This window comes from Saccharopolyspora oryzae, assembly GCF_027853915.1.
Lineage (GTDB): Bacteria > Actinomycetota > Actinomycetes > Mycobacteriales > Pseudonocardiaceae > Saccharopolyspora > Saccharopolyspora oryzae.
In genome coordinates, this window is sequence record NZ_JAQGLA010000006.1 from 1 (window position 1) to 22,574 (window position 22,574).

22 protein-coding genes and 3 tRNA genes are annotated in these 22,574 nt (G+C 69.6%); 19 read left to right on the forward strand and 6 right to left on the reverse strand.

The window, feature by feature from the left end; all coding sequences use genetic code 11:
* The first annotated feature begins 2 nt into the window (after positions 1 to 2).
* The 9 genes from nuoH (at position 3) to OU415_RS05825 (ending at position 10,438) form a co-directional block, all read left to right on the forward strand.
* On the forward strand, positions 3 to 1,262 hold the full coding sequence (gene nuoH, locus OU415_RS05785) for an NADH-quinone oxidoreductase subunit NuoH (RefSeq protein WP_270947520.1): 1,260 nt from the start codon (positions 3 to 5) through the stop codon (positions 1,260 to 1,262).
* Positions 1,249 to 1,815, forward strand: a complete 567-nt coding sequence (gene nuoI / locus OU415_RS05790; RefSeq protein ID WP_270947521.1) for an NADH-quinone oxidoreductase subunit NuoI — start codon at positions 1,249 to 1,251, stop codon at positions 1,813 to 1,815. Before nuoH ends, nuoI begins: the two co-directional genes overlap by 14 nt.
* Positions 1,812 to 2,747, forward strand: coding sequence for an NADH-quinone oxidoreductase subunit J (locus OU415_RS05795; RefSeq protein WP_270947522.1), 936 nt, complete (start codon positions 1,812 to 1,814; stop codon positions 2,745 to 2,747). Before nuoI ends, OU415_RS05795 begins: the two co-directional genes overlap by 4 nt.
* The gene (gene nuoK / locus OU415_RS05800) at positions 2,744 to 3,043 is read left to right on the forward strand and encodes an NADH-quinone oxidoreductase subunit NuoK (protein WP_270947525.1); all 300 of its coding nucleotides are present in this window, start codon (positions 2,744 to 2,746) and stop codon (positions 3,041 to 3,043) included. The genes OU415_RS05795 and nuoK overlap by 4 nt, the downstream gene beginning before the upstream one ends.
* Before the next feature lie 20 nt (positions 3,044 to 3,063).
* Positions 3,064 to 5,067 carry an NADH-quinone oxidoreductase subunit L gene (nuoL, locus tag OU415_RS05805; protein WP_408641798.1) on the forward strand — a complete coding sequence of 668 codons (2,004 nt, stop codon included), beginning with the start codon at positions 3,064 to 3,066 and terminating at the stop codon, positions 5,065 to 5,067.
* A 55-nt stretch (positions 5,068 to 5,122) separates the two neighbouring features.
* Positions 5,123 to 6,700 (forward strand): NADH-quinone oxidoreductase subunit M, encoded by a 1,578-nt coding sequence (locus OU415_RS05810; RefSeq protein WP_270947526.1) that lies wholly within the window; start codon positions 5,123 to 5,125, stop codon positions 6,698 to 6,700.
* Between the two features lie 11 nt (positions 6,701 to 6,711).
* On the forward strand, positions 6,712 to 8,265 hold the full coding sequence (gene nuoN, locus OU415_RS05815; protein WP_270947528.1) for an NADH-quinone oxidoreductase subunit NuoN: 1,554 nt from the start codon (positions 6,712 to 6,714) through the stop codon (positions 8,263 to 8,265).
* 48 nt (positions 8,266 to 8,313) lie between these two features.
* Entirely contained in the window at positions 8,314 to 9,342 is a 1,029-nt protein-coding gene (locus OU415_RS05820; RefSeq protein ID WP_270947529.1) for a polyprenyl synthetase family protein, read from the forward strand.
* 118 nt (positions 9,343 to 9,460) lie between these two features.
* Positions 9,461 to 10,438 (forward strand): sunset domain-containing protein, encoded by a 978-nt coding sequence (locus tag OU415_RS05825; protein ID WP_270947530.1) that lies wholly within the window; start codon positions 9,461 to 9,463, stop codon positions 10,436 to 10,438.
* Between the two features lie 122 nt (positions 10,439 to 10,560).
* Here the strand turns inward: OU415_RS05825 and OU415_RS05830 are convergent, their stop codons facing one another.
* Positions 10,561 to 11,004 carry an Lrp/AsnC family transcriptional regulator gene (locus tag OU415_RS05830; protein WP_270947531.1) on the reverse strand — a complete coding sequence of 148 codons (444 nt, stop codon included), beginning with the start codon at positions 11,002 to 11,004 and terminating at the stop codon, positions 10,561 to 10,563.
* Between the two features lie 74 nt (positions 11,005 to 11,078).
* Here OU415_RS05830 and ddaH point away from each other — a divergent pair, with 74 nt between their 5' ends.
* The gene (ddaH, locus tag OU415_RS05835; protein ID WP_270947532.1) at positions 11,079 to 11,933 is read left to right on the forward strand and encodes a dimethylargininase; all 855 of its coding nucleotides are present in this window, start codon (positions 11,079 to 11,081) and stop codon (positions 11,931 to 11,933) included.
* A 391-nt stretch (positions 11,934 to 12,324) separates the two neighbouring features.
* Here ddaH and OU415_RS05840 read toward each other — a convergent pair whose 3' ends face one another.
* Positions 12,325 to 13,224, reverse strand: coding sequence for a YceI family protein (locus OU415_RS05840; protein ID WP_270947533.1), 900 nt, complete (start codon positions 13,222 to 13,224; stop codon positions 12,325 to 12,327).
* Positions 13,225 to 13,465: 241 nt separating this feature from the next.
* On the opposite strand from OU415_RS05840, the gene htpX reads away from it, so the two are divergent.
* Positions 13,466 to 14,338 carry a zinc metalloprotease HtpX gene (gene htpX, locus OU415_RS05845; RefSeq protein ID WP_270947535.1) on the forward strand — a complete coding sequence of 291 codons (873 nt, stop codon included), beginning with the start codon at positions 13,466 to 13,468 and terminating at the stop codon, positions 14,336 to 14,338.
* A gap of 4 nt (positions 14,339 to 14,342) precedes the next feature.
* On the opposite strand, the gene rfbA is transcribed toward htpX, so the two are convergent.
* The 4 genes from rfbA to OU415_RS05865 form a co-directional block, all read right to left on the reverse strand.
* Positions 14,343 to 15,224 (reverse strand): glucose-1-phosphate thymidylyltransferase RfbA, encoded by an 882-nt coding sequence (rfbA, locus tag OU415_RS05850; RefSeq protein WP_270947537.1) that lies wholly within the window; start codon positions 15,222 to 15,224, stop codon positions 14,343 to 14,345.
* 132 nt (positions 15,225 to 15,356) lie between these two features.
* Positions 15,357 to 15,848: a YajQ family cyclic di-GMP-binding protein gene (locus OU415_RS05855; protein WP_270947538.1), complete on the reverse strand. Its 492-nt coding sequence runs from the start codon at positions 15,846 to 15,848 to the stop codon at positions 15,357 to 15,359.
* 143 nt (positions 15,849 to 15,991) lie between these two features.
* A tRNA-Tyr gene (locus tag OU415_RS05860) sits at positions 15,992 to 16,073 on the reverse strand.
* 84 nt (positions 16,074 to 16,157) lie between these two features.
* Positions 16,158 to 16,466 carry a hypothetical protein gene (locus OU415_RS05865; RefSeq protein WP_270947540.1) on the reverse strand — a complete coding sequence of 103 codons (309 nt, stop codon included), beginning with the start codon at positions 16,464 to 16,466 and terminating at the stop codon, positions 16,158 to 16,160.
* A gap of 79 nt (positions 16,467 to 16,545) precedes the next feature.
* Between OU415_RS05865 and OU415_RS05870 the strand changes: the two genes are divergently transcribed.
* The 8 genes from OU415_RS05870 to OU415_RS05905 all read left to right on the forward strand — a co-directional run bounded on the left by OU415_RS05870 (position 16,546) and on the right by OU415_RS05905 (position 22,549).
* Positions 16,546 to 16,788, forward strand: coding sequence for a hypothetical protein (locus tag OU415_RS05870; protein ID WP_270947542.1), 243 nt, complete (start codon positions 16,546 to 16,548; stop codon positions 16,786 to 16,788).
* A gap of 175 nt (positions 16,789 to 16,963) precedes the next feature.
* Positions 16,964 to 17,947: an alpha/beta hydrolase gene (locus OU415_RS05875; RefSeq protein ID WP_270947544.1), complete on the forward strand. Its 984-nt coding sequence runs from the start codon at positions 16,964 to 16,966 to the stop codon at positions 17,945 to 17,947.
* 312 nt (positions 17,948 to 18,259) lie between these two features.
* On the forward strand, positions 18,260 to 20,887 hold the full coding sequence (locus tag OU415_RS05880) for a putative bifunctional diguanylate cyclase/phosphodiesterase (protein ID WP_270947546.1): 2,628 nt from the start codon (positions 18,260 to 18,262) through the stop codon (positions 20,885 to 20,887).
* A gap of 135 nt (positions 20,888 to 21,022) precedes the next feature.
* Positions 21,023 to 21,095: transfer RNA gene (locus OU415_RS05885), tRNA-Thr, on the forward strand.
* Positions 21,096 to 21,200: 105 nt separating this feature from the next.
* Positions 21,201 to 21,276 (forward strand) — tRNA-Met (locus tag OU415_RS05890).
* Positions 21,277 to 21,347: 71 nt separating this feature from the next.
* Positions 21,348 to 21,512, forward strand: a complete 165-nt coding sequence (rpmG, locus tag OU415_RS05895; RefSeq protein WP_093155303.1) for a 50S ribosomal protein L33 — start codon at positions 21,348 to 21,350, stop codon at positions 21,510 to 21,512.
* Between the two features lie 153 nt (positions 21,513 to 21,665).
* Positions 21,666 to 22,124 (forward strand): MaoC family dehydratase N-terminal domain-containing protein, encoded by a 459-nt coding sequence (locus tag OU415_RS05900; protein WP_270947547.1) that lies wholly within the window; start codon positions 21,666 to 21,668, stop codon positions 22,122 to 22,124.
* Positions 22,124 to 22,549, forward strand: coding sequence for a MaoC family dehydratase (locus OU415_RS05905; protein WP_270947548.1), 426 nt, complete (start codon positions 22,124 to 22,126; stop codon positions 22,547 to 22,549). The genes OU415_RS05900 and OU415_RS05905 overlap by 1 nt, the downstream gene beginning before the upstream one ends.
* Positions 22,550 to 22,574 lie beyond the last annotated feature (25 nt).

The following is a 22,574-nucleotide window of genomic DNA, read 5'->3' on the forward strand; positions in this document are numbered from 1 at the left end:
TGATCCTGCTGAAGGTCGTCGCGATCTTCGTCTTCCTGGTCGTCATGACGCTGCTGACGATCTGGGCGGAGCGCCGGGTGATCGGCCGGATGCAGCACCGGCCGGGCCCGAACCGGGCCGGCCCGTTCGGCCTCCTGCAGTCGCTGGCCGACGGCCTGAAGCTGGCGTTCAAGGAGGACATCCGCCCGGTCCTGGCCGACAAGTGGGTCTACTTCCTGGCCCCGGTGATCTCGGCGACGCCCGCGCTGGTGTCGTTCTCGGTGATCCCGATCGGCCCCGAGGTGACCATCTTCGGCGAGCGCACCGCCCTGCAGCTGGTGGACCTGCCGGTCGGCCTGCTGGTGGTGCTGGCCTGCGCGTCGGTCGGCGTGTACGGCATCGTGCTGGCCGGCTGGGCGTCCGGGTCGCCGTACCCGCTGCTCGGCTCGCTGCGCTCGGCGGCGCAGGTGATCTCCTACGAGATCGCGATGGGCCTGTCGTTCGTCGCGGTGATCATGTACTCGGGGACGCTGTCCACCTCGGGCATCGTCGACGCCCAGACCAACGGTTGGTTCGCATTCCTGCTGCCGTTCAGCTTCGTGGTCTACGTGATCGCGATGGTCGGTGAGACCAACCGTGCCCCGTTCGACCTCCCGGAAGCGGAGTCCGAGCTGGTCGGCGGCTTCCACACCGAGTACTCGTCGCTGAAGTTCGCGCTGTTCTTCCTCGCCGAGTACATCAACATGGTCACCGTTTCGGCGCTGGCGACCACGCTGTTCCTCGGCGGCTGGCACGCACCGTGGCCGCTGTCGATGATCGGCGACGGGGTGCTCAACACCGGTTGGTGGCCGGTGCTGTGGTTCCTCGGCAAGACGCTGGCGTTCCTGTTCTTCTTCATCTGGCTGCGCGGCACGCTGCCCCGCCTCCGCTACGACCAGTTCATGAACCTGGGCTGGAAGGTGCTGGTGCCCTGCAGCCTGCTGTGGATCATCGCGGTGACGGTGATCCGCGCGGTGCGCAACGACGAAGCGGTCACCACGCAGCAGTTCCTCATCGGCGGCGCCGTCGTGATCGCGGTGCTGCTGGTGGCCACGTTCCTGATCCCGGACCGCCGTCCGGAGAAGGACACCGACGAAGTGCCGCTGTCGGGCAGCGGTTACCCGATCCCGCCGCTGGACCTGCAGGTCCCCGAGGCCCCGCCGCGCCCCACCCCGGTGCGCTCCGGTGCCGCGGGCGAGGTCGAGCGTGCGGAGGGCGAGGAGGCGCCGCATGGGAATGTTTGATCCGATCAAGGGCTTCGGCGTCACCTTCTCGACGATGTTCAAGAAGGTGGTCACCGAGGAGTACCCGGAGGTCAAGAAGATCCCGGCGCCGCGGTTCCACGGCCGCCACCAGCTCAACCGGCACCCGGACGGGCTGGAGAAGTGCGTGGGCTGCGAGCTGTGCGCTTGGGCGTGCCCGGCCGACGCGATCTTCGTGGAGGGCGGGGACAACACCGAGGAAGAGCGCTACTCGCCCGGTGAGCGCTACGGCAAGGACTACCAGATCAACTACCTGCGCTGCATCGGTTGCGGGTTGTGCATCGAGGCGTGCCCGACGCGGGCGCTGACGATGACCAACGAGTACGAGACCGCGGACGACAACCGCCAGGACCTGATCTACACCAAGGAAGACATGCTGGCGCCGCTGCTGCCCGGCATGGAACAGCCTCCGCACCCGATGCGGCTGGGCGAGGACGAGCAGGACTACTACGTCCGCGGTCCGGAGCTCGCCCGGCAGCGGGGGATCCCGGCGGAGGAGACGGTCGAGTCCGGGCACGAGGAGGCCGGGAGATGACCCTCGAAACCGCGCAGTTCCTGGTGCAGGCGCAGGGCGCCACCATCGGTGCCGGTGAGACCGCGGCCTTCTGGATCCTGGGGCCGCTGGCGCTGGTCGGCGCGCTGGGCATGGTCTTCGCGCGCAACGCGGTGCACTCCGCGCTGTTCCTGGTGCTGACGATGCTGTGCCTCGGCGTGCTCTACATGGCGCAGAGCGCCCAGTTCCTCGGGTTCACGCAGATCATCGTCTACACCGGCGCGATCATGATGCTGTTCCTGTTCGTGCTGATGATGGTCGGCCGCGACTCCTCCGACTCGGTGGTGGAAGTCCTCCGCGGGCAACGGTTGTGGGCCGGCATCGGCGGCATCGGCCTGGCCGCGCTGCTGGTGTCCGGGCTGGCCCGGGCGCTCGTCGACGTGCCGGTCGCCGCACCGCTGAACCCGTGGACGCCGCAGGGCGGTGGCGCGGGCGGCCTCGGTCGGCTGATCTTCACCGAGTACCTGTTCCCGTTCGAGCTGACCTCGGCGCTGCTGATCACCGCCGCGGTCGGGGCGATGGTGCTGGCCTACGGCGGCAAGGGACGCGGTCCGAAGCTGAGCCAGAAGGAGCGCGCCAACGCCCGCTTCCGCAGCGCCCGCCCGTCGCCGCTGCCCGGCCCCGGCGTGTACGCCACCACGAACTCGGTGGCCGTCCCCGCGCTGCTGCCGGACGGTTCGGTGGCGCCGGAGTCGCTGTCCGAGCTGCTGGAGAACCTGCCCGCCGACCGGCTCGGCGAAGAACGCCGGGCCGTTGCGGGAGATACCGCCGGGCCCGACCCGCACGCGCTGACCGCCGGGCACCACGAGGAGTCGCCCGACGTGCCCGAGCAGCAGGCGGCGGAGCCGCGCACCAACGGGTCGAACAACGGCCACGAGTCCGAGCACGCCCCATCCGAGGAGGTCCGGCAGTGACCCCCACGTACTACCTGCTGCTGTCGGCGCTGCTGTTCACCATCGGCGCGGTCGGCGTCCTGGTGCGGCGCAACGCGATCGTGGTGTTCATGTGCGTCGAGCTGATGCTCAACGCGGTCAACCTGACGTTGGTGACCTTCGCCCGCATCGAGGGCTCGGTGCACGGGCAGGTCATGGCCTTCTTCGTGATGGTGGTCGCGGCGGCCGAGGTGGTGGTCGGCCTGGCCATCATCATGTCGATCTTCCGGACGCGTCGCTCGGCCTCGGTCGATGACGCCAACCTGCTGAAGTACTGAGAGGGCGCGTGGTGACGGCAATGATGACTACCGGGGCCTTCCTCGCCGGGACCAACCCGGACGTGACCAGCGCGGCCGGTGCGGTCCAGGAGAGCGCCTGGCTGCTGGTCGCCTTCCCCGCGCTGGGCGCGCTGGTCCTGCTGGTCGCCGGGCGCCGGGCCAACGGGTGGGGGCACGTCCTCGGTTGCGCCACGGTGATCGCGTCCTTCGTCTACGGCCTCCTGCTGTTCTCCTCCATCGCCGGGATGCCGGCGACCGGGCAGATCCGGGAACTGCACATGTTCTCCTGGATCCCGGTCAACGAGCTGCAGGTCGACTTCGGGCTCCGGATGGATCCGCTGTCGATGGTGTTCGTGCTGCTGATCACCGGTGTCGGATCGCTGATCCACATCTACTCGATCGGCTACATGGCGCACGACCAGGAAGGCCGCAGCGGCAGGGACAACACCGAGCGGCGCCGGTTCTTCGCCTACCTGAACCTGTTCGTCGCCGCGATGCTGGTCCTGGTGCTGGGCAACAGCTTCGTGACGCTGTACCTGGGCTGGGAGGGCGTCGGTCTCGCCTCCTACCTGCTGATCGGCTTCTGGCAGGGCCGCCCGTCGGCGGCCGCGGCGGCGACCAAGGCGTTCGTGATGAACCGGGTCGGCGACGTCGGCCTGGCGCTGGCGATCTTCCTGCTGTTCGCGAACCTGGGCACCACGCAGTACACCGAGGTCTTCGCCCGCGCCGGTGAGCTCTCGCCGGGCGTGCTGCTGGCCATCACGCTGCTGCTGTTGCTGGGCGCCTGCGGCAAGTCCGGTCAGGTTCCGCTGCAGGCGTGGTTGCCGGACGCGATGGAAGGCCCCACCCCGGTTTCCGCGCTCATCCACGCGGCCACGATGGTCACCGCGGGCGTGTACCTGATCGCCCGCGCCAACCCGCTGTTCACGCTCTCGCCGGGCGGGCAGCTGGCGGTCACCATCGTCGGTGCGGTGACCCTGCTGGTCGGGTGCGTCATCGGTTGCGCCTACGACGACATCAAGAAGGTCCTGGCGTACTCCACGGTCAGCCAGATCGGCTACATGATGCTGGCCGTCGGGCTCGGCCCGGCCGGGTACGCGCTGGGCATCATGCACCTGCTCACCCACGGCTTCTTCAAGGCCGGGCTGTTCCTCGGCGCCGGTTCGGTCATGCACGGCATGAACGACGAGGTCGACATGCGCAAGTTCGGCGGCCTCGCCCGGTACATGCCGATCACCTTCGCCACCTTCGGGCTCGGCTACCTGGCGCTGATCGGGTTCCCGTTCCTGTCCGGCTTCTACTCGAAGGACGCCATCATCGAGGCGGCGTTCGGCCAGGAGGGCTGGCGCGGCTTGGTGTTCGGCGGCGCGGCGCTGCTGGGCGCGGGCCTCACCGCGTTCTACATGACCCGCCTGGTGCTCATGACGTTCTTCGGCGAGAAGCGCTGGAAGGACCTGAAGGCCGGCAACGGCAAGGACTTCCACCCGCACGAGTCGCCGACGGTGATGACCGCGCCGATGATCGTGCTGGCCGTCGGTTCGGTGGCGGCGGGCATGTTCTTCGCCGGTGGCGACCGGCTGGTGACCTGGCTGACGCCGTCGCTCGGCGAGCTCCAGGAATCCGGGCACAGCGCCATCCCGCACGCGTTGATCCCGATCCTGACCGTGGCGATCTCCGCGCTGGGCGTGCTGGTCGCGTGGCTGGTGGTCGGGCGCAAGCCGGTGCCGGTGGAACGCCCGGTGCGGGTTTCGCCGCTGGTGCGCGCGGCCCGCGCCGACCTCGGCGGCAACGCGCTGAACGACGCCATCGCGGTGCGTCCGGCCTTCGGCCTGGCGCGCGGTCTGGTCACCGTGGACAGCAAGGGCGTGGACGGCGCGGTCAACGGCATCGCCGGGATCCTGGGCTTCACCTCCGGCCGGCTCCGCCGCTGGCAGACCGGGTTCGTCCGGTCCTACGCCCTGTCCATGCTCTTCGGCGGCATCGTGGTGATCGCCGCCCTGATGGCAGTGGGGATCCCGTCATGACCAACTACGTCCACTGTGGACTCGGTCGGCCGAGCGAGCTCCGGGAGGAGATCCGATGACCCTGCTCGTCGCACTGATCCTGCTGCCGATCGCCGGGTCGGTGGTGGTGGCGCTGCTGCGCGGCAACGCGCCGGCGGCGAAGTGGACCGCGCTCGGGTTCTCCCTGGTGGAGCTCGTGCTCGCGCTCGCCGCGTGGGCCGCCTACGACCCGGCCGGGCCGCGGCTGCAGCTCACCAGCTCGGTGGAGTGGATCCCGGCGTTCGACATCCGCCTCTCGCTCGGCGTGGACGGCATCGCGCTGGTGATGATCGCGGTGATCGCGCTGCTCACCCCGCTGGTGCTCGGCTACAGCTGGGGCGAGCGGCTGCCGGAAGGCCGCACGCACGGCGGGTTCTTCTCGCTGCTGCTGCTGGAGCAGGCGCTGACGGTGGCGGTGTTCGCCGCGACCGACCTGTTCCTGTTCTACGTGCTGTTCGAGATCATGCTGATCCCGATGTACTTCCTCATCGGCGGCTACGGCGGCGAGCACCGCACCTACGCCGCGGTGAAGTTCTTCCTGTACTCCTTCCTCGGCGGCCTGATCATGCTGGCCTCGGCGATCGGCGCCTACGTCTACAGCGCGGAGGTCACCGGCCAAGGCACCTTCGACTGGGCGACCCTGGTGCCGGTGCTGCGCGACGCGCCGATGAGCGTGCAGGTGTGGCTGTTCCTCGGCTTCTTCACCGCATTCGCCATCAAGGCCCCGCTGATCCCGTTCCACACCTGGCTGCCGGACGCCGCGCAGCAGGCGCCGATCGGGGTCGCGGTGATCGTGGTCGGCGTGCTGGACAAGGTCGGCACGTTCGGCTTCCTGCGCTACAGCCTGCCGCTGACGCCGGGCGCCTCCCAGCAGCTCGCCCCGCTGGTGCTGGTGCTCGCGGTGGCCGGCGTGCTCTACGGCTCGTTCCAGGCGTTCGGGCAGACCGACCTCAAGCGGTTCATCGCCTACGTCTCGATCGCGCACTTCGGGTTCATCGCGCTGGGCATCTTCGCGTTCACCTCGCAGGCGCAGGCCGGCGCGGTGTCGTACATGATCAACCACAGCATCGCGACCGGCATGCTGATCCTGGTGATCGGCATGGTGATCGCCCGCGGCGGTTCTTCCCGCATCGCCGACTACGGCGGCATGGCGAAGGTGACCCCGGTGCTGGCCGGCACGCTGCTGATCGCCGGTCTGAGCACCCTGTCGCTGCCCGGCACGAATTCGTTCATCAGCGAATTCCTCGTGCTGATCGGCTCTTTCGAGACCCGGCCGGTCTACACCGTGCTGGCCACCATCGGCATGGTGCTGGCCGCGGTCTACGTGCTGTGGCTCTACCAGCGCACCATGCAGGGCCCGGTGCGCGGCGACGCGCTGCTGGGCACCGCGGGCGGTCCGGGTGCCGTGGTGGACCCGGCCAAGCCCGGCGCGCACCGGCAGCGGGTCGCCGACCTCGGCGCCCGCGAGATCGCCGTGCTGACCCCGCTGATCGTGCTGGTGCTCGCGTTGGGCTTCTACCCGAAGCCGGTGCTGGACGTGATCAACCCGTCGGTCGCGGCAACCATGAGCGAGGTCGGCGTCACCGACCCCGTGACCTCGCAGGGAGGTAACTGACAGTGGGTGTCTTGAGCGCGCAGGCGCCGAAAGTGGAGATCCCGCCGATCGACTACGCCGCGATCGCCCCGATCCTGATCCTGCTGGGCGCGGCCTGCCTGGCGATCCTGGTCGAGGCGTTCCTGCCGCGGCACCAGCGCTGGCCGGTGCAGGTCGGGCTGAGCCTGGTGTCGATCGTGGTCGCGGGAGTGGCGCTGGCGGTCTACGCCCGCTCCAGCGGCACCGGGGTGACCACGCTGTCGGACACCCTGGCGATCGACCCGCCGACCCTGTTCCTGTGGGGCACCCTGCTCGCGCTCGGCCTGGCCGCGATCCTGCTGATCGCGGACCGCTCGGTGGAGCCCGGCGGCGCGTTCGTCGCCGAGTCCCGGCCCGCTGAAGGACCGGGCACCATGAGCCGCGCCGCTGCGGCGGTTTCCGGCATGCGCACCGAGGTCTTCCCGCTCGCGCTGTTCTCCCTCAGCGGGATGATGGTGTTCACCGCGGCGAACGACCTGCTGACCATGTTCATCGCGCTGGAAGTCCTGAGCCTCCCGCTGTACCTGATGTGCGGTCTGGCCAAGCGCCGTCGCCTGCTCTCGCAGGAAGCGGCGGTCAAGTACTTCCTGCTCGGCGCCTTCGCCTCGGCGTTCTTCCTCTACGGCCTGGCGCTGCTGTACGGCTACGCGGGTTCGGTGAAGCTCCAGGCCATCGCCGACGCCACGGCCGGCTCGGACCGCTCGGACACCCTGCTGTTCGCCGGTCTCGGCCTGCTGCTGGTGGGTCTGCTGTTCAAGGCCTCGGTCGGTCCGTTCCACACCTGGACCCCGGACGTCTACCAGGGCGCGCCGACCGCGGTGACCGGATTCATGGCCGCCTGCACCAAGGTCGCGGCCTTCGGCGGCATCCTGCGCGTGCTGCAGGTCGCGTTCCAGGCGTCGAGCTGGGAGTGGAAGGGCGTGCTGTGGGCCATCGCGATCGCCTCGATGGTCATCGGCGTGGTGCTCGGCCTCACCCAGCGCGACATCAAGCGGATGATCGCCTACTCCTCGGTGGCGCACGCCGGGTTCATGCTGATCGGTTCGGTGGCGCTGACCGAGCGCGGCCTGTCCGGCACGCTGTTCTACCTGCTGGCCTACGGGTTCACCACGATCGCCGTGTTCGGCGTGATCAGCCTCGTCCGCCGGTCGGATGGTGAGGCAACTCACCTGTCCGACTGGGCCGGTCTGGCCAAGCGCTCCCCGCTGGTCGCCGGGGTGTTCACCTTCCTGCTGTTCGCCCTCGCCGGGATCCCGCTGACGAGCGGTTTCGTCGGGAAGTTCGTCGTTTTCGAGGCGGCGCTGGCCGACGGGATGGCCCCGCTGGTCGTGGTGGCCCTGGTGGCCAGTGCGGTTGCCGCGTTCTTCTACCTTCGTGTCATCGTGCTGATGTACTTCAGCGAACCCGCTGCGGACGGCCCCACCGTCAGCGTTCCGGGTGCGTTCACGACAGCTGCGATCACGCTCGGTGTGGTCGTCACGCTGTTGCTGGGCGTGCTGCCGACCTTGGCGCTGGACTGGGCGAACGTCGGTGGCTTCGTGTCGTAGAGTGCACGCCGGTAGGGCGATCGTTGGGGGAGCGAAGGCGACGGTGACGTGAGCAGGCCAGCGAGTGACCCGATCAGCGAGCTGATCAAGGGCAGGGGGATCGGGATCGACATCGCCGACTCGGCGTTGTCGGACTCGGTGCAGCAGGGCATCGAACGCGTGGAGCAGTTGCTGCGCGAGTCGGTGCGGAGCGACTTCGACTTCGCCACCCGGACTTCGCTGCACCTGATGGAGGCGGGTGGCAAGCGGTTCCGGCCGCTGTTCACCCTGCTGGCGGCGCAGTTCGGCGACCCGCACGCGGACGAGGTGATCAAGTCCGCCGCGGTGGTGGAGATGATCCACCTGGCCACGCTCTACCACGACGACGTGATGGACGAGGCGACCATGCGGCGCGGCGCGACCAGCGCCAACGCCCGCTGGGACAACTCGATCGCCATCCTGGCCGGGGACTTCCTGTTCGCGCAGGCGTCGGCGCTGATCGCCGACCTCGGCGCGGAAGCGGTCCGCGACATGGCGCGCACCTTCGAGCTGCTGGTGACCGGTCAGATGCGGGAGACCGTCGGGGTCGGCCCGGACGAGGACGCGGTCGAGGTCTACCTGCAGGTCATCTACGAGAAGACCGGTTCTTTGATCGCCACCGCGGGCCGGTTCGGCGCGTGGTTCTCCGGTGCGGACGAGGCGACCATCGAGTCGCTGGACCGGATCGGCCGGCTGATCGGCATCGGGTTCCAGATCTCCGACGACATCATCGACATCGCCTCGCCGGCCGACGAGTCCGGCAAGACGCCGGGCACGGACCTCCGCGAAGGCGTGAGCACGCTGCCGATGCTGTACGCGCTGGCAGACCCGGACACCGACCCGCGGCTGCGCGATCTGCTGTCGCGCCCGCTGTCCGAGGACGCCGAGGTGTACGAGGCGCTGGACCTGCTGCGCGCGTCGAACGGTCTGGAGCGCACTCGGGCCACTTTGGACGAATACGCCGGCGACGCCCGCAAGGAACTCGCCTCGCTGCCGGACACCCCGGCCCGCGAAGCGCTGTCGACGCTGGTCGACTACGTGGTGGCGCGGACCCGCTGAGCCGCGGAGGTCCGGTGCGCGCGATCACGAGCCGATCACACCGCCTCGCCGCGGTGGTGCTCCGTGGTAGGTATGCCGGGAACGGCGCCGCCGGAGCCCGTGAGGAGGGACATCTCTCGTGATCACCTGGCTGTTCACCCAGGTGTGGCTGTGGAGCCTCGCAGCGTTCGCGCTCGGCGCCCTGATCACCTGGCTGCTGTTCGTCCGCCCGCTGCAGCGGCGCCTGGCCGAGTACTCCGAGGCGTACGAGGGCTACGACTACGACGAGGACGGCGGCTACGACGAGCCGGGCACCGCGCAGGAGCCGCTGGACCTGCTGCACCGGCCGCAGCCCCCGGACGAGCCGCCGATCGGCGACTGGGACCGCCCGCCGCGCGCGTGGGCCGACCCGCGCCTGCGCCAGGTGGAGGACGAGGACACGGAGAACACCTGGTTCCGCAAGTGGGACGAGGAGAGCCCGGACGGCGCATCGGATGTCGCGGTGACCGCCGTGCAGCCGCGCGTCTCCCCGGCCGCGGAGCAGGCGCCGGAGGCGGACACCTGGGTCGCGCCGGAGGCCGACGAGTCCGCCGCGCCGGTGGAGGACACCGCGGTCACGCAGGTTCCGTCCGACTCGGACGCCGCTGAGAGCTCGCCGGAGCCCGACACGGCGGTGACGCCGGTCGAGCGGGAGCCGGAACCAACGCGGATGACCGGGAAGCTGGACGACGACGGCGGGGAGCAGCTCTCCGGGCAGCTGCGGTCGCTGTTCGAGTCGGTGGAGTCGAAGGGCGAGCGGGAAACGCCGTACGTGCCGCCGGTCGGCGCCGAGGCGACCCAGGTCATGCCCAAGGCCACCGACGAGGGCGATGCCGACGGCGCTGCTGAGGCGGTACCGCCGCTGCCGCAGCGCACGCCGGGCGCAGGCCCGCACCCCGGGCGCGACAGCGGCTGGACGACCGGCCCGATGATCAAGGGCCACTCGGCGTCCCGCCAGTACCACTCGCCGGACTCGCCGCAGTACGACGACATCGTCGCCGACGTCTGGTTCCGCTCCGCGGCGGACGCCGAGATCGCCGGCTTCGAGCCCTGGAACGGCCAGCGCGCCCGCGACTGACGCTCATTTCGGTCTTCGTCCTTGATGCGCCGTCAGGCGCATAGCCCACCTTCGGCGCTTGCGCCGCTGAGGTTCCGCTACTTGCACCGCCACGCAGAACGACCACCGGGGACAAGTTCCTTTCAGTCGGGCTGGGGCTGGCGCTCCAGCAGCCGGGAGAGCACCACGGTCGAGACGGTTCGGCTGACGAACTCGACCGAGCGCAGGCGTTCCATCGCTTCTTCCAGGTGGTGGATGTTCGCCGCGCGCAGGTGCACGATCGCGTCCGCCTGCCCCGACACGGTGTAGGCCGCCACGACTTCCGGGAGCGGTTCCAGGCCGGTGCGGATCCGGTGCGCCGGGACGTTGCCGTTGCAGTGCACCTCGACGAACGCCTCGGTGCCCCAGCCCAGCGCCTCCGGGTCGACGACCGCGGTGAATCCTTGCAGCACGCCCAGGTCCAGCAGTTTGTCCACCCGCCGCTTCACCGCGGGCGCGGACAGGCCGACCTCCGCGCCGATCTCGGCGTAGCTCGCCCTCGCGTCCGCCACCAGGTGCGAAATGATCCGTTGATCCAAGGCGTCCATACGCAACATTCTGCCGCAAATATCGAACGTAGCGTTGTTGATGGTCGCTTCGGACACCGCTTACATTTCGATTCATGACGGTCATCGCCGAGCAGGCTGCCCAAACGATCCAGTCGCCGCAGGCCACGCGGCGGCACTACCTGATGTGCCCGCCCAAGTACTTCACCGTCGAGTACTCGATCAACCCGTGGATGGATCCGGGAACCCCGGTGGACGCCGACCGCGCGATGATCCAGTGGGACGAGCTCAAGCGCACCTACGAGCGCCTCGGCCACACCGTCGACGTCATCGAGCCCCAGCCGGGCCTGCCGGACATGGTCTTCGCCGCCAACTCCGGCACCGTGATCGACGGCCGGGTGCTCGGCGCCCGGTTCCGCGCCCCGCAGCGGGCCGCCGAGGCCGAGCACTTCCGCCGCTGGTTCACCACCCGCGGCTACCGCGACCTGGTGATGCCGTCCCGGATCAACGAGGCCGAGGGCGACTTCGCCTGGACCGGACGGGTGCTGCTGGCCGGCAGCGGTTTCCGCACCGACCCGGAGGCGCACGCCGAAGCGCAGGAGGTGCTGGGCGTTCCAGTGGTGTCGCTGCGCCTGGTCGACCCGCGCTACTACCACCTCGACACCGCGCTGTTCGTGCTGCAGCGAGGCGAGGACGCGCGGATCGCCTACTACCCGGAGGCGTTCTCCGACGGCTCGCGCCGCGTGCTGGAGCGGATGTTCCCGGACGCGGTGATCGCGAACGCCGCGGATGCGGCCTGCCTGGGCCTCAACGGCGTCTCCGACGGCAAGCACGTGGTGCTCCCGACCGAGGCGACGGAGCTGGCCGCGCAGCTGGCCGCCCGCGGCTACGAGCCGATCCTGGTGGACATCTCGGAGCTCCGGAAATCGGGCGGCGGCCCCAAGTGCTGCACGCTCGAACTGCACACCTGACCGAGGGGGCCGGGGAAGGCGAAGGGCACCGCCGAGCGGTGCCCTTCGTGCTGTCTCCCGCAAGTTCAATGGAATTTCGACGTCCGATTTCCATTGAACTTGCGGAAGTTCTCCACAGGCCCCGGAACCTGTCCACAACCACCGGCGTGTCCGACATCGACACACCCCGGCATGTCGGGGTCCCGACACGCCGGTGGGACTGCAGTTTCAATTGAAACTGCGGATCCCAGGCACGGCGGATCACAGTTTCAATTGAAACTGCCTTCAGTCCGGACTGAAGGATCGGCGCCTGATCGAGGGAGGCTTTTCCATCCTGTCCGGCCTGGGGCTGGGAGGCATGACCGGCACTGCCACGCAGGACGAGGATGGAAAATCCTCGGTGGAACTTGCGTCACTCCATGACGGCTTGGACGCCGAGTTCGATGTCGATGGTCGGGCCGACGACCGCGATTCCCTTGGCCAGGGTGGCCTTCCAGTCCACCGAGAAGTCCTCGCGGCGCAGGGTCGCCGTGGAGTGGCTGGCCACTCGCAGGTCGCCGTCGAAGCCGGGGCCCTGCCACTTGCGCTGACCCAGGTAGGTCGTCTCCAGCTCGACCGGCCGGGTGGTGCCGCGCAGCGTCAGGTGCCCGCTGATCGACCAGCGGTCGGCCCGCAGGTGGGTGAAGCGGTTGCTGGTGAACCGGATGTGCGGGTGGTTCTCCACGTCGAAGAAGTCCGCCGAGCGCAGGTGGTCGTCGCGCATCTTGACGCCGGTCTCGATGCTCGCCGCGTTGATCGCCACCTCGATCCGGGAGTCCTCGAACCGCTCCGCGACCTGCACGACGCCGTCGAACTCCTTGAACATGCCGTGGATCTTGGACATGCCGATGTGCGGGGCCACGAACCGGATTTCGGTGTGGTACGGGTCGAACCGGTAGCGGCCGGGCAGCGGGGGTTCCAGCGATTCGTCCGGCGTCAGCTGGACGGTGCCGAGCTGGACGTGCCGGTTGACGCCGACCTCGATCTGGGTGGTGTAGCGGCGGTAGCCGCCGGCGCTGATGGACAGCCGGTGCTCGCCGGGCGGGACCGAGGTGGCGAAGCTGCCGTAGCTGTCGGTCACGCCGTGCGCGGTCTGCTGGTTGAGGCGGCCCTTCAGCGTCACGACGGCGCCGGGCAGCAGCTGGCCTCGTTCGTCCTGCACCTGGAACGTCACCACCCCGCTGTCCAGCGGCTTGGTGAGGAAGCTGGAGACGCCGGGTCGCGACGAGCCGCTCTTGCCCGCCGAACGCCGCCGCAACTTGGCGAAGATCATCTGGATCCCTCCTGCCCGACCGCCGGCCGCAGCGGGCGAAGTTTTATTTTCAACTACCGGCGGGTCATGCTAGATCGAGTCGGTGCGCGGCCTCCCGTTGCCTTCGGCACATCCGCCCAGCGGAACTACGAGTCGCGCCTGCTCGTTCTCTGAGTGACCTTCGAACAGATCGGGGAGATCGTCGGTTGCGGCGATCTGAAGGTGTCGGCCCCCAGTCGGGCCCTTGGTGGAGGCAGGCACGGTGCACAGTCACTTCAACGGTTTGAAAACGGCGTTGCTGCTGGGCGGTATGAGCGCGCTGGTGCTGCTCATCGGATCGCTGTTCGGGCGGACCGGCTTGGTGATCGGCCTGGTCGTCGCGCTCGCCATGAACGGCTACGCCTACTTCAACTCGGCGAACCTGGCCCTGCGCGCGATGCACGCCAGGCCGGTGTCGGAGGCCGAGCAGCCCGCGATGTACCGGATCGTCCGGGAGCTGGCGACCTCGGCCAAGCAGCCGATGCCCGCGCTCTACATCAGCCCGACCCGAGCCCCGAACGCCTTCGCCACCGGCCGGAACCCGCGCAACGCCGCGGTGTGCTGCACGGCCGGGATCCTGGAGCTGCTCAACGAGCGCGAGCTGCGCGCGGTGCTCGGGCACGAGCTCTCGCACGTGTACAACCGGGACATCCTGATCTCCAGCGTGGCCGGGGCGCTGGCCAGCGTGGTGACCTTCCTGGCCAACTTCGGGATGTTCTTCAGCATGTTCGGCCGGGACGAGGACCGCCCCAACCCGATCGCGATGCTGCTCGTCGCGCTGGTCGGTCCGATCGCGGCGGCGGTGGTGCAGATGGCGGTCAGCCGCTCCCGCGAGTACCAGGCCGACCAGTCCGGGGCCTCGCTCACCGGCGATCCGCTGGCGCTGGCCTCCGCCCTGCGGAAGCTGGAGCGCGGCACCCAGCAGGCGCCGCTGGCGCCGGAACCGAAGCTGGTGTCGCAGTCCCACCTGATGATCGCCAACCCGTTCCGCCCCGGCGAGCGGATGACCCGGCTGTTCTCCACGCACCCGCCGATCGAGGACCGGGTGCGCCGCCTCGAGGGCATGGCGGGCCACCAGCTCCCGCCGTCCTGGTGACGGCTCAGCGCGAGGCGCCGGAGCGGCGGGCGACGTCCATGACGTACTCGCCGTAGCCGGACTTGGCGAGGCGGGCGCCGAGCTCGTAGCAGGCGTCCGCGGAGATGTAGCCCATCCGGAGCGCGATCTCCTCCAGGCAGGCGATCCGCACGCCCTGGCGGTGCTCCAGCACCTGCACGAACTGGCCCGCTTCGACCAGGGAGTCGTGCGTGCCGGTGTCCAGCCACGCGAAGCCGCGGCCCAGCGAGGTCAGCCGGGCTCGGCCTTCGCGCAGGTAGGCGAGGTTGACGTCGGTGATCTCCAGCTCGCCGCGCGCCGACGGGGTCAGGCCCTTGGCGATGTCGACCACGTCGTTGTCGTAGAAGTACAGCCCGGTGATGGCCATGTTGGACTTCGGTTCGGCCGGTTTCTCGACGATCGACACCAGGCGGCCGTCGTCGCCGACCTCGCCGACGCCGTAGCGCTCCGGGTCGCGCACCGGGTAGCCGAACAGCGTGCAGCCGTCGAGATCGCGCACGCACTGCTGGAGGATCCCGGAGAAGCCCTGGCCGTAGAAGATGTTGTCGCCGAGCACCAGCGCCACCGGGTCGTCACCGACGAAGTCGGCGCCGATCACGAAGGCCTCGGCGAGCCCGTTGGGTTCGGGCTGCTCGGCGTAGGAGATCTCGATGCCGAACTGCGAGCCGTCGCCGAGCAGCCGCTGGAACAGCGGCATGTCGGCGGGGGTGGAGATGAGCAGCACGTCCCGGATCCCGGCCAGCATCAGCACCGAGAGCGGGTAGTAGACCATCGGCTTGTCGTAGACCGGCAGCAGCTGCTTGGACACGACCTGCGTCAACGGGTGCAGCCGCGTTCCGCTGCCCCCGGCCAGCACGATCCCCTTCACCCGAGCACCTCCCACTCGAACACCAGCAGAGCCCCCAGCCCAGCGCGGCGGCCAAGACCCCGTGAGTCCTTCGGGCTGCGATAGCGACCCAAAAGACTCACGGGACCGGCGCCCGCACCGGAAACGCGCTTCTCAGCGGTAGTTCTCGAACTGGAGGGCCACGTCGAAGTCGCTGGACTTGAGCAACTGGATGACTTCCTGGAGGTCGTCCTTCTTCTTGCCCGAGACGCGGAGCTGCTCGCCCTGGATCTGCGCCTGGACGCCCTTGGGGCCCTCGTCGCGGATCTTCTTCGAGATCTTCTTCGCCACGTCCTGCGAGATGCCCTGCACGATCTTGCCGGAGACCTTGTAGATCTGGCCCGAACTGGCCGGCTCGCCCATCTCCAGGGCCTTCAGCGAGATGCCGCGCTTGATCAGCTTCTCCTTGAAGACCTCGATCGCGGCCTTGCAGCGCTCCTCGGTCTCCGATTCCAGCACCACCGCGGCCTCCCCGGACCACTGGATCTTGGTGCCGGTGCCCCGGAAGTCGAACCGGTTGGCGAGTTCCTTGGCCGCCTGGTTGAGCGCGTTGTCCACCTCTTGGGTGTCCACCTTGCTCACCACGTCGAAGGACGGGTTTGCCACGTGTCTTACCTCCCGTTGAGACGCAGCCTCGTGTCGTGCGAACACGCTACCGGGTGCTGCGGGGGCGGGGCGGGCTCGCACCGCACCTGCCCAGCAAAAGAACCGACCCCGTGACCAGCTGGTCACGGGGTCGGTTCGGCGTGTGCCAGGTGGAGGATTCGAACCTCCGAAGGCAATGCCGGCTGATTTACAGTCAGCTCCCTTTGGCCGCTCGGGCAACCTGGCGTGCGCACCAGCAGCGCTGGCTTGCGAAAAAAATACTACAACCCGTCGTCCACCCGTTTTCGCCGGGGGTGGTGTTGCGGGTGTTCAGCCCTGTCCGAGATCGAGGACCAGCGCGCTGGCCTGCGCGGAACCGGCGTCCAGCGCGGTGCGCGCCTCCGCGGGCAAGCTGTCCCGGAAGCCCGGTCCGGCCGCTTTGACCAGGACCATCAGCCGCTTGGCGAGTCCGCGGGCCTGGGTGAGCCGGATCTCGTCGGCGGCCAGGACCTGCTGCGAAGCGGCGAGCATCGCGCGGTACCGGTCGTTGATCTCGGCGTGCCGGTCGATGACGTCGAACGCCCGCCCGAGGTCCGCGAGTTCCGCCGTGTTGACCTGGACGAAGTACGGATCGAGCACGAGATCGCAGCGTACGCGAGGTGTGGCGCATTGACGGCAGGACTGCCGGATGCGCGGTTCGTCCGGCTAGCCTGGGCGCATGGCCATCGACCGGGCAGCCCGCGCGAAGCGGCGGCAGGAGCAGCGAGCAGCTGCGCCGCGGGAAGCTGAGCCGCGCCCGACCGGGTCGGCGGTCCTGGGCGTCGAAGGGCTGTTCAGCGCGGGTGCGAAGCACCAGCTGGAGCACTTGGCCTGGGTGGAAGTGGTCAAGGAGGACGAGCGCGAGTCCGGCGGTCCCCTGGACCTCGACTCCGACGTGATCCGCCTCGATCCGCGCAGCTGACGCGTCACCCGATCCGCCGTCGAATGCGGTGACGATCACATTCCCGCACGCCGTCCGAGTCGCCCATCCGGCAGCATCGACGCAGGTCAGAAGGGCTGTTCGCGGCTGGACGGACCAAGTGCGGGCCTGCTCCCGGTCGATGCGGGAGGTCCCGTTCACTCCGTATGTTCGAAGTGTGCCTTCGAGCGCTCCATCCACCCCAGGGTCCGCCGCCGATGTCGGCCCCGGCTACCGCGAACAGCTCTACTGGCTGCGCTACCAGGACTTCTTCCCCGGTGCCCTGCAGGTCACCGCGGAGAACGCGCCAGCCGAGCAGTGGTGGTCGTGGCGGGACGTCAAGGTGCACCTCGACCGCGTCGTGCGCGAGCACGCGCCTACCAAGCTGATCGCCCTGCACGGCATCGGCACCTACGGCCGGATGCTCGCGCCGTACGGGCGGCTGCCCGCGCTGTCCGACTTCGAGTTCATCGCCCCCGACCTGCCCGGGTTCGGCCTCACCAGCGCGTCCCGGCGCGGCACCACCTACCAGGACTGGGTGGACTGCGTGCGCGACCTGGTGCGGCTGGAGCGCTCCCGCGACGACCGGCCGATCGTGCTGCTCGGCATGAGCACCGGCGGTCGCCTGGCCTACGACGTCGCCGCGCGCTCCGGTGGTGCGGTGGCCGGGGTGATCGCCACCTGCCTGGTCGACCCGACGCGCAGCGAGGCCCGCCGACGGCTGGCCGCCCGGCCGGAGATGGCCCGGTGGTCCGGCCTGCTCGGGCTGGTGCCCGGTCCGCTGTCGGTCGCGCGGGTGCCCGCGCACTGGCTCGCCAACATCGCCGCGGTGTCCAACCACGCCCAGCTGGCCAACCTGGTGTGGGCCGATCCCGTCGGCGGCGGCAGCTGGCTGGCGCTCGGCTTCATCCGCAGCTGCCTCGCCGCGCCGCCCGCGGTGCCGCCGGAAGCGTTCGGCGGCCCGCCGCTCCTGCTCGCGCACCCGGCCGACGACCGCTGGACCCCTCCGCTGCTGTCCCAGCGGTTCTTCGACCGGATCAGCGGGCCGACCCGGTCCGCCGAGCTGGCCGGAGCCGGGCACCTGCCGGTCGAGGAGTCCGGGCTGGCCGACCTCGACCGGGCCATCCGGGACTTCCTCGACGAGTTCGGCCTCCAGTCGTGACCTTCGGTGATCGGCGTGCGCGGACCGTGTGCGTCGATTTGGTTGCTGCGGGGATACTCACAGGATCTTCGCGGTTGGCGCGCTGAGCCCAACGAGCGGTGTTGCTCGAGTGGCGCACGTGAAATACCCGCAGGTCAACCCCGGATCTCCGGTGGAGATGTCCGGACCAATGATCGACACCGCTGCTCCGGCCCACGTCCGCCAGGTGCGACGCGGGCCATTAGCCCCTGGCCAAGGCGTGCTGGCGTGCGTCACGATCGTTCGCGGCGTTTTCGTGGTGCGCCCGTGCAGGTCGGGCGGGGAGGAGCGTGGATGATAGGGCGTCACCGCTCCCTCGGTCCACAGGCCGAACTGGAGCCGGCGCGGCCACCGGTGCGCCCTGAAGTCGACCCGGCCCGGCGCCGGGTGTTCGCGGGTTTCTCCTTCGCGGTCCTGGCCGCCGGTGTGCTGGCTTCTGCCCTGACCTCGGCCTGGCTGCCCTTCCACTACCGCTCCGACCTGCTGTTCCTCGGTCCGCTGCTGGCCATGGGCTTCCTGCTGGCCGAGCAGCTGACCATCGACGTGGACGTCAAGCGGGTCGGCTGGACGATCTCCTTCACCGAGATCCCGCTGATCCTCGCCCTGCTCACGGTCCCGTTCGAAGTCGCGCTGGCGGCGAACCTGCTGGCCGGGCTGGGTGCTCAGGTCGGCCGCCGCGCGGCCACCCACGTCGCCTACAACGCCGGGGTCATGTGCCTGGAGATCGCTGTGCCGTTCGCGGTCGCCCACGGGGTCAACCAGGCGCTGATGGAGGTCGCCCCGGTCTGGTTCGGCCCGGTCGTGGGCACGCTGACCTCATCGCTGATCAGCTGCGGTTTCGCGCTCGCCGCGCTGCACGTGCTGGGCGGCGCCATGCGGGTTTCGGCCGGGGCGCGACTGGCGGTGCGCACGCTCGCCGTCGGTCTGCTGAACACCTCGGTCGGTCTGATCAGCTACGAGGTGGCGCTGAGCACGCCGTGGGGCTGGCTGCTGGTGGCGCTGGTCGCCGCGGCGGTGATCGGCCTGTACCGGGCGTACTCCGATCTGATGCGCGAGCAGCGCGACCTGGAAGCGCTCAGCGACGTGAGCCTGAGCGTGGCGCGGTACGGGCAGCGCAGCGCGCAGGGGCCGAGCGAATCCGCGGACGTGGAGCCCGAGGCGGGGGAGTGGGAGCCCGTCGCCGAGCGGATCCGGGAGCAGCTCAACGCCACCCGCGTGGTCTTGCGCCTGCGGCTGGATCCCAGCGGCGAGGTGAGCACGCTCGTCTCCGGTGAGCAGCTGCCGGACGCTGCCTGGCAGGCCGCGCCGTCGGCGCTGCGCGACGACCCGCTGCTGCAACTGCCCGGCAGCCACGTGCGCTCGTTCAAGACGCTGGAAGCGCCCGAGGAAGTGCGGCGCGCACTGCGGCAGCGCGGCGCGTACGAGGCGCTGGCCGTCCCGCTGCGCGGCGCGACCCAGCTGCTCGGAGCCGTCGAGGTGCACGACCGGGTCAGCCGCTGGCGCGGCTTCGGCCGGGCTGACGTGCGGCTGCTGCACACGCTGGCCAGCCACCTCGCGACCGCGATGGACAACCGGCGCCTGCTCGCGCGGCTGCGCCACGACGCCTACCACGATCCGCTGACCGGGCTGCTGAACCGGACCGGGTTCCGCGAGATGGCCGCCGAGGAGCTGCGCAACGGCCGCACCGCGGTCGTGCTGCGCATCGACCTCGACGTGCTCACCACGGTCAGCGAGGCCCTCGGTTACACCTGGGGCGACCGGATGGTCGTCGCCGCCGGGCAGCGGATGCGCGAGGAGCTGGGCGAAGCCCCGCTGGCCCGCCTGGAGGCCAACTCCTTCGCGGTGCTCCTGCTGGACCGCACCGAAGCCCAAGCCCACGAGCTGGCGCAGCACCTGCGCGAGACGATCGCCCGCCCGTACCCGCTGGACCGGATAGTGGTGGAGGCGGCAGGCGTCGCCGGGTACGCCTCGTCCGCGCCGGCCGACGGCGAGTGCGAGAACGACATCGACACCTTGCTGCAGCGCGCGGACGTCGCAGTGCGCGCGGCGCGCAACGGCGAGGACGGGGTCCGCGGCTACGCGCCCGCGATGGGACAGGTCTTCCTGCGCCGGTTCCAGCTGGTCACCCAGTTCCGGCAGGCGATGGACACCGGCCAGGTCGAGGTGCACTACCAGCCCAAGGTGGCGCTGCCCGAGCGCCGCGTGGTCGGCGCCGAAGCCCTGGTGCGCTGGTCGCACCCGGAGTACGGGCGGCTGGACCCGGACGAGTTCGTGCCGCTGGTCGAGGCGACCGGCCTGGTCGACGCGCTCACCTCGTTCGTCATGGAGTGCGCGCTGATCAAGATCCGGGAGTGGCTGGACGGCGGCCTGCGGATGTCGGTGGCGGTGAACCTCTCGGTGCGCAACCTGGCCGACGAGAACTTCCCGGACCACGTCGCCGAGGCGCTGGCGCGCCACGACATCCCGCCCGAGCTGCTGACCTTCGAGCTGACCGAGTCCAGCGTGATGGCCGACCCGGAGCGGGCCCTGCCGGTCCTGCGGCGGCTGCACGCGATGGGCGTGGTGCTGGCGGTGGACGACTTCGGCACCGGCTACTCGTCGCTGGCCTACCTGCGGCAGCTACCGGTGGACGAGGTGAAGATCGACAAGAGCTTCGTGCTCGGCATGGGCACCGACCTGGGTGACATGGCCGTGGTCCGCTCGATCGTCGAGCTGGGCCACTCCCTGGACCTCGCGGTGGTCGCCGAGGGCGTCGAGGACGACGCCGCGCGCGATCTGCTGGTGGAGATGGGCTGCGACGTGGCGCAGGGCTACCTGATCTCCCGGCCGCTGTCCGAGGAGCGGTTCGAGGCGTGGCTGCAGGCCCGCACCAAACGGGGAACCGGCTCCCGATCGGAGACCGTCCTCACACTCCTGCACTGAGCCCGGTTTTGCCGCCCAGAACGCCTCCTGGCGCCGAAAAACCGGCCCTGACCAGCGTTTTCACCGAAAAGGTACCCCCCTGTTCTGGGGCCCTCGGGAGGTGTGTAAAGTTCTAGACGTTCCGCAGGGAGCAACGCCCCAATAGCTCAGTCGGCAGAGCGTCTCCATGGTAAGGAGAAGGTCTACGGTTCGATTCCGTATTGGGGCTCGAAAGACAGCCGCAGTGCTCGCTAAACTAGGTGCTGTGGCTGTTTTGCGTGGGATATCCTGCGTCGGCTGAGGCTCCCGGTGCTCGCATCGAAGGTCTCGGCATGGCGGTGTAGCTCAGTCGGTAGAGCAAGCGGCTCATAATCGCTGTGTCGCCGGTTCAAGTCCGGCCACCGCTACCAGTCACCGGCTCCCGCGGGCCCGCCCGCGAGCCGTCCCAGCAGATTACCGAGGCAGAAAGGCAGGCACCCCCGTGGCCGCCACCGACGTCCGACCCAAGATCACGCTGGCGTGCGAGGAGTGCAAGCACCGCAACTACATCACCAACAAGAACCGGCGCAACAACCCGGACCGCTTGGAGATGAAGAAGTTCTGCATGAACTGCGGCACGCACAAGCTCCACAAGGAAACTCGCTGAGCGGAGTCTCCGCGGTTTTCAGCCCGTCCCCGACACTGGGGGCGGGCTTTTTCGTGCCCGGGGCCGGGGTTTGATCTGTGGGGAGCGGCACGATTCCGGGTCTGCGCTGGTCGGCGGGGTTGGGGCTCTTCCGGGGTCCGGTAGCCTGCGCGGGTGCCGCTTGACCAGTCTTTCATCGGACGTGAGTATCCGCCCACCGCTGCCTACGAGGTGGGGCGCGAGAAGATCCGGGAGTTCGCCTCCGCCATCAAGGACGACTCCCCGCTGTACCGGGACGCCGAGGCCGCGAAGGCCGCCGGCTACCCCGACGTGATCGCTCCGCCGACCTTCGCCGTGATCCTCTCGATGGGTGCCCACGACGCGATCGTCGAGGACCCGCAGCTCGGCCTCGACTACAGCCGGGTCGTGCACGGGCAGCAGGAGTTCACCCACCACCGGCCGATCCGGGCCGGTGACCGGTTGGTCACCGTCGTGCACGTGGACGACATCAAGGCGCGCGCGGGCAACGACTTCCTGACCGTCCGGGCCGAGATCACCACCGTTGAGGGCGAACCGGTGTGCACCGCGAAGTCGATGCTGGTGGCTCGCGGCACCGCGGAGGGCGAGGCGTGATGAAGGTGCGGATTTCCGAGGTCGCCGTCGGCGACCAGCTGCCCGAGCTGAGCGTTCCGCTCACCCGCGCGGACCTGGTCCGCTACGCGGGCGCCTCCGGCGACTTCAACCCGATCCACTGGAACGAGCGGTTCGCCACCGAGGTCGGGCTGCCGGACGTCATCGCGCACGGCATGCTCACCATGGCCGTGGCCGGACGCCTGGTCAGCGAGTGGACCGGCGACCCGGGCGCGATCGTCCACTACGGAGTGCGCTTCACCCGCCCCGTCGTGGTGCCCGACGACGGCACCGGCGCGCAGGTGAACATCACCGGCAAGATCTCGAAGATCAACGAGGACGGCACGGTCAAGGTCGCCATCACGGCCAAGAGCGCGGACCAGGGCGTCCTCGGCGGCGCCACCGCCACCGTCCGCCTCCCCCGGTAGGGCCCGGCCTCGAACACGATCTGGT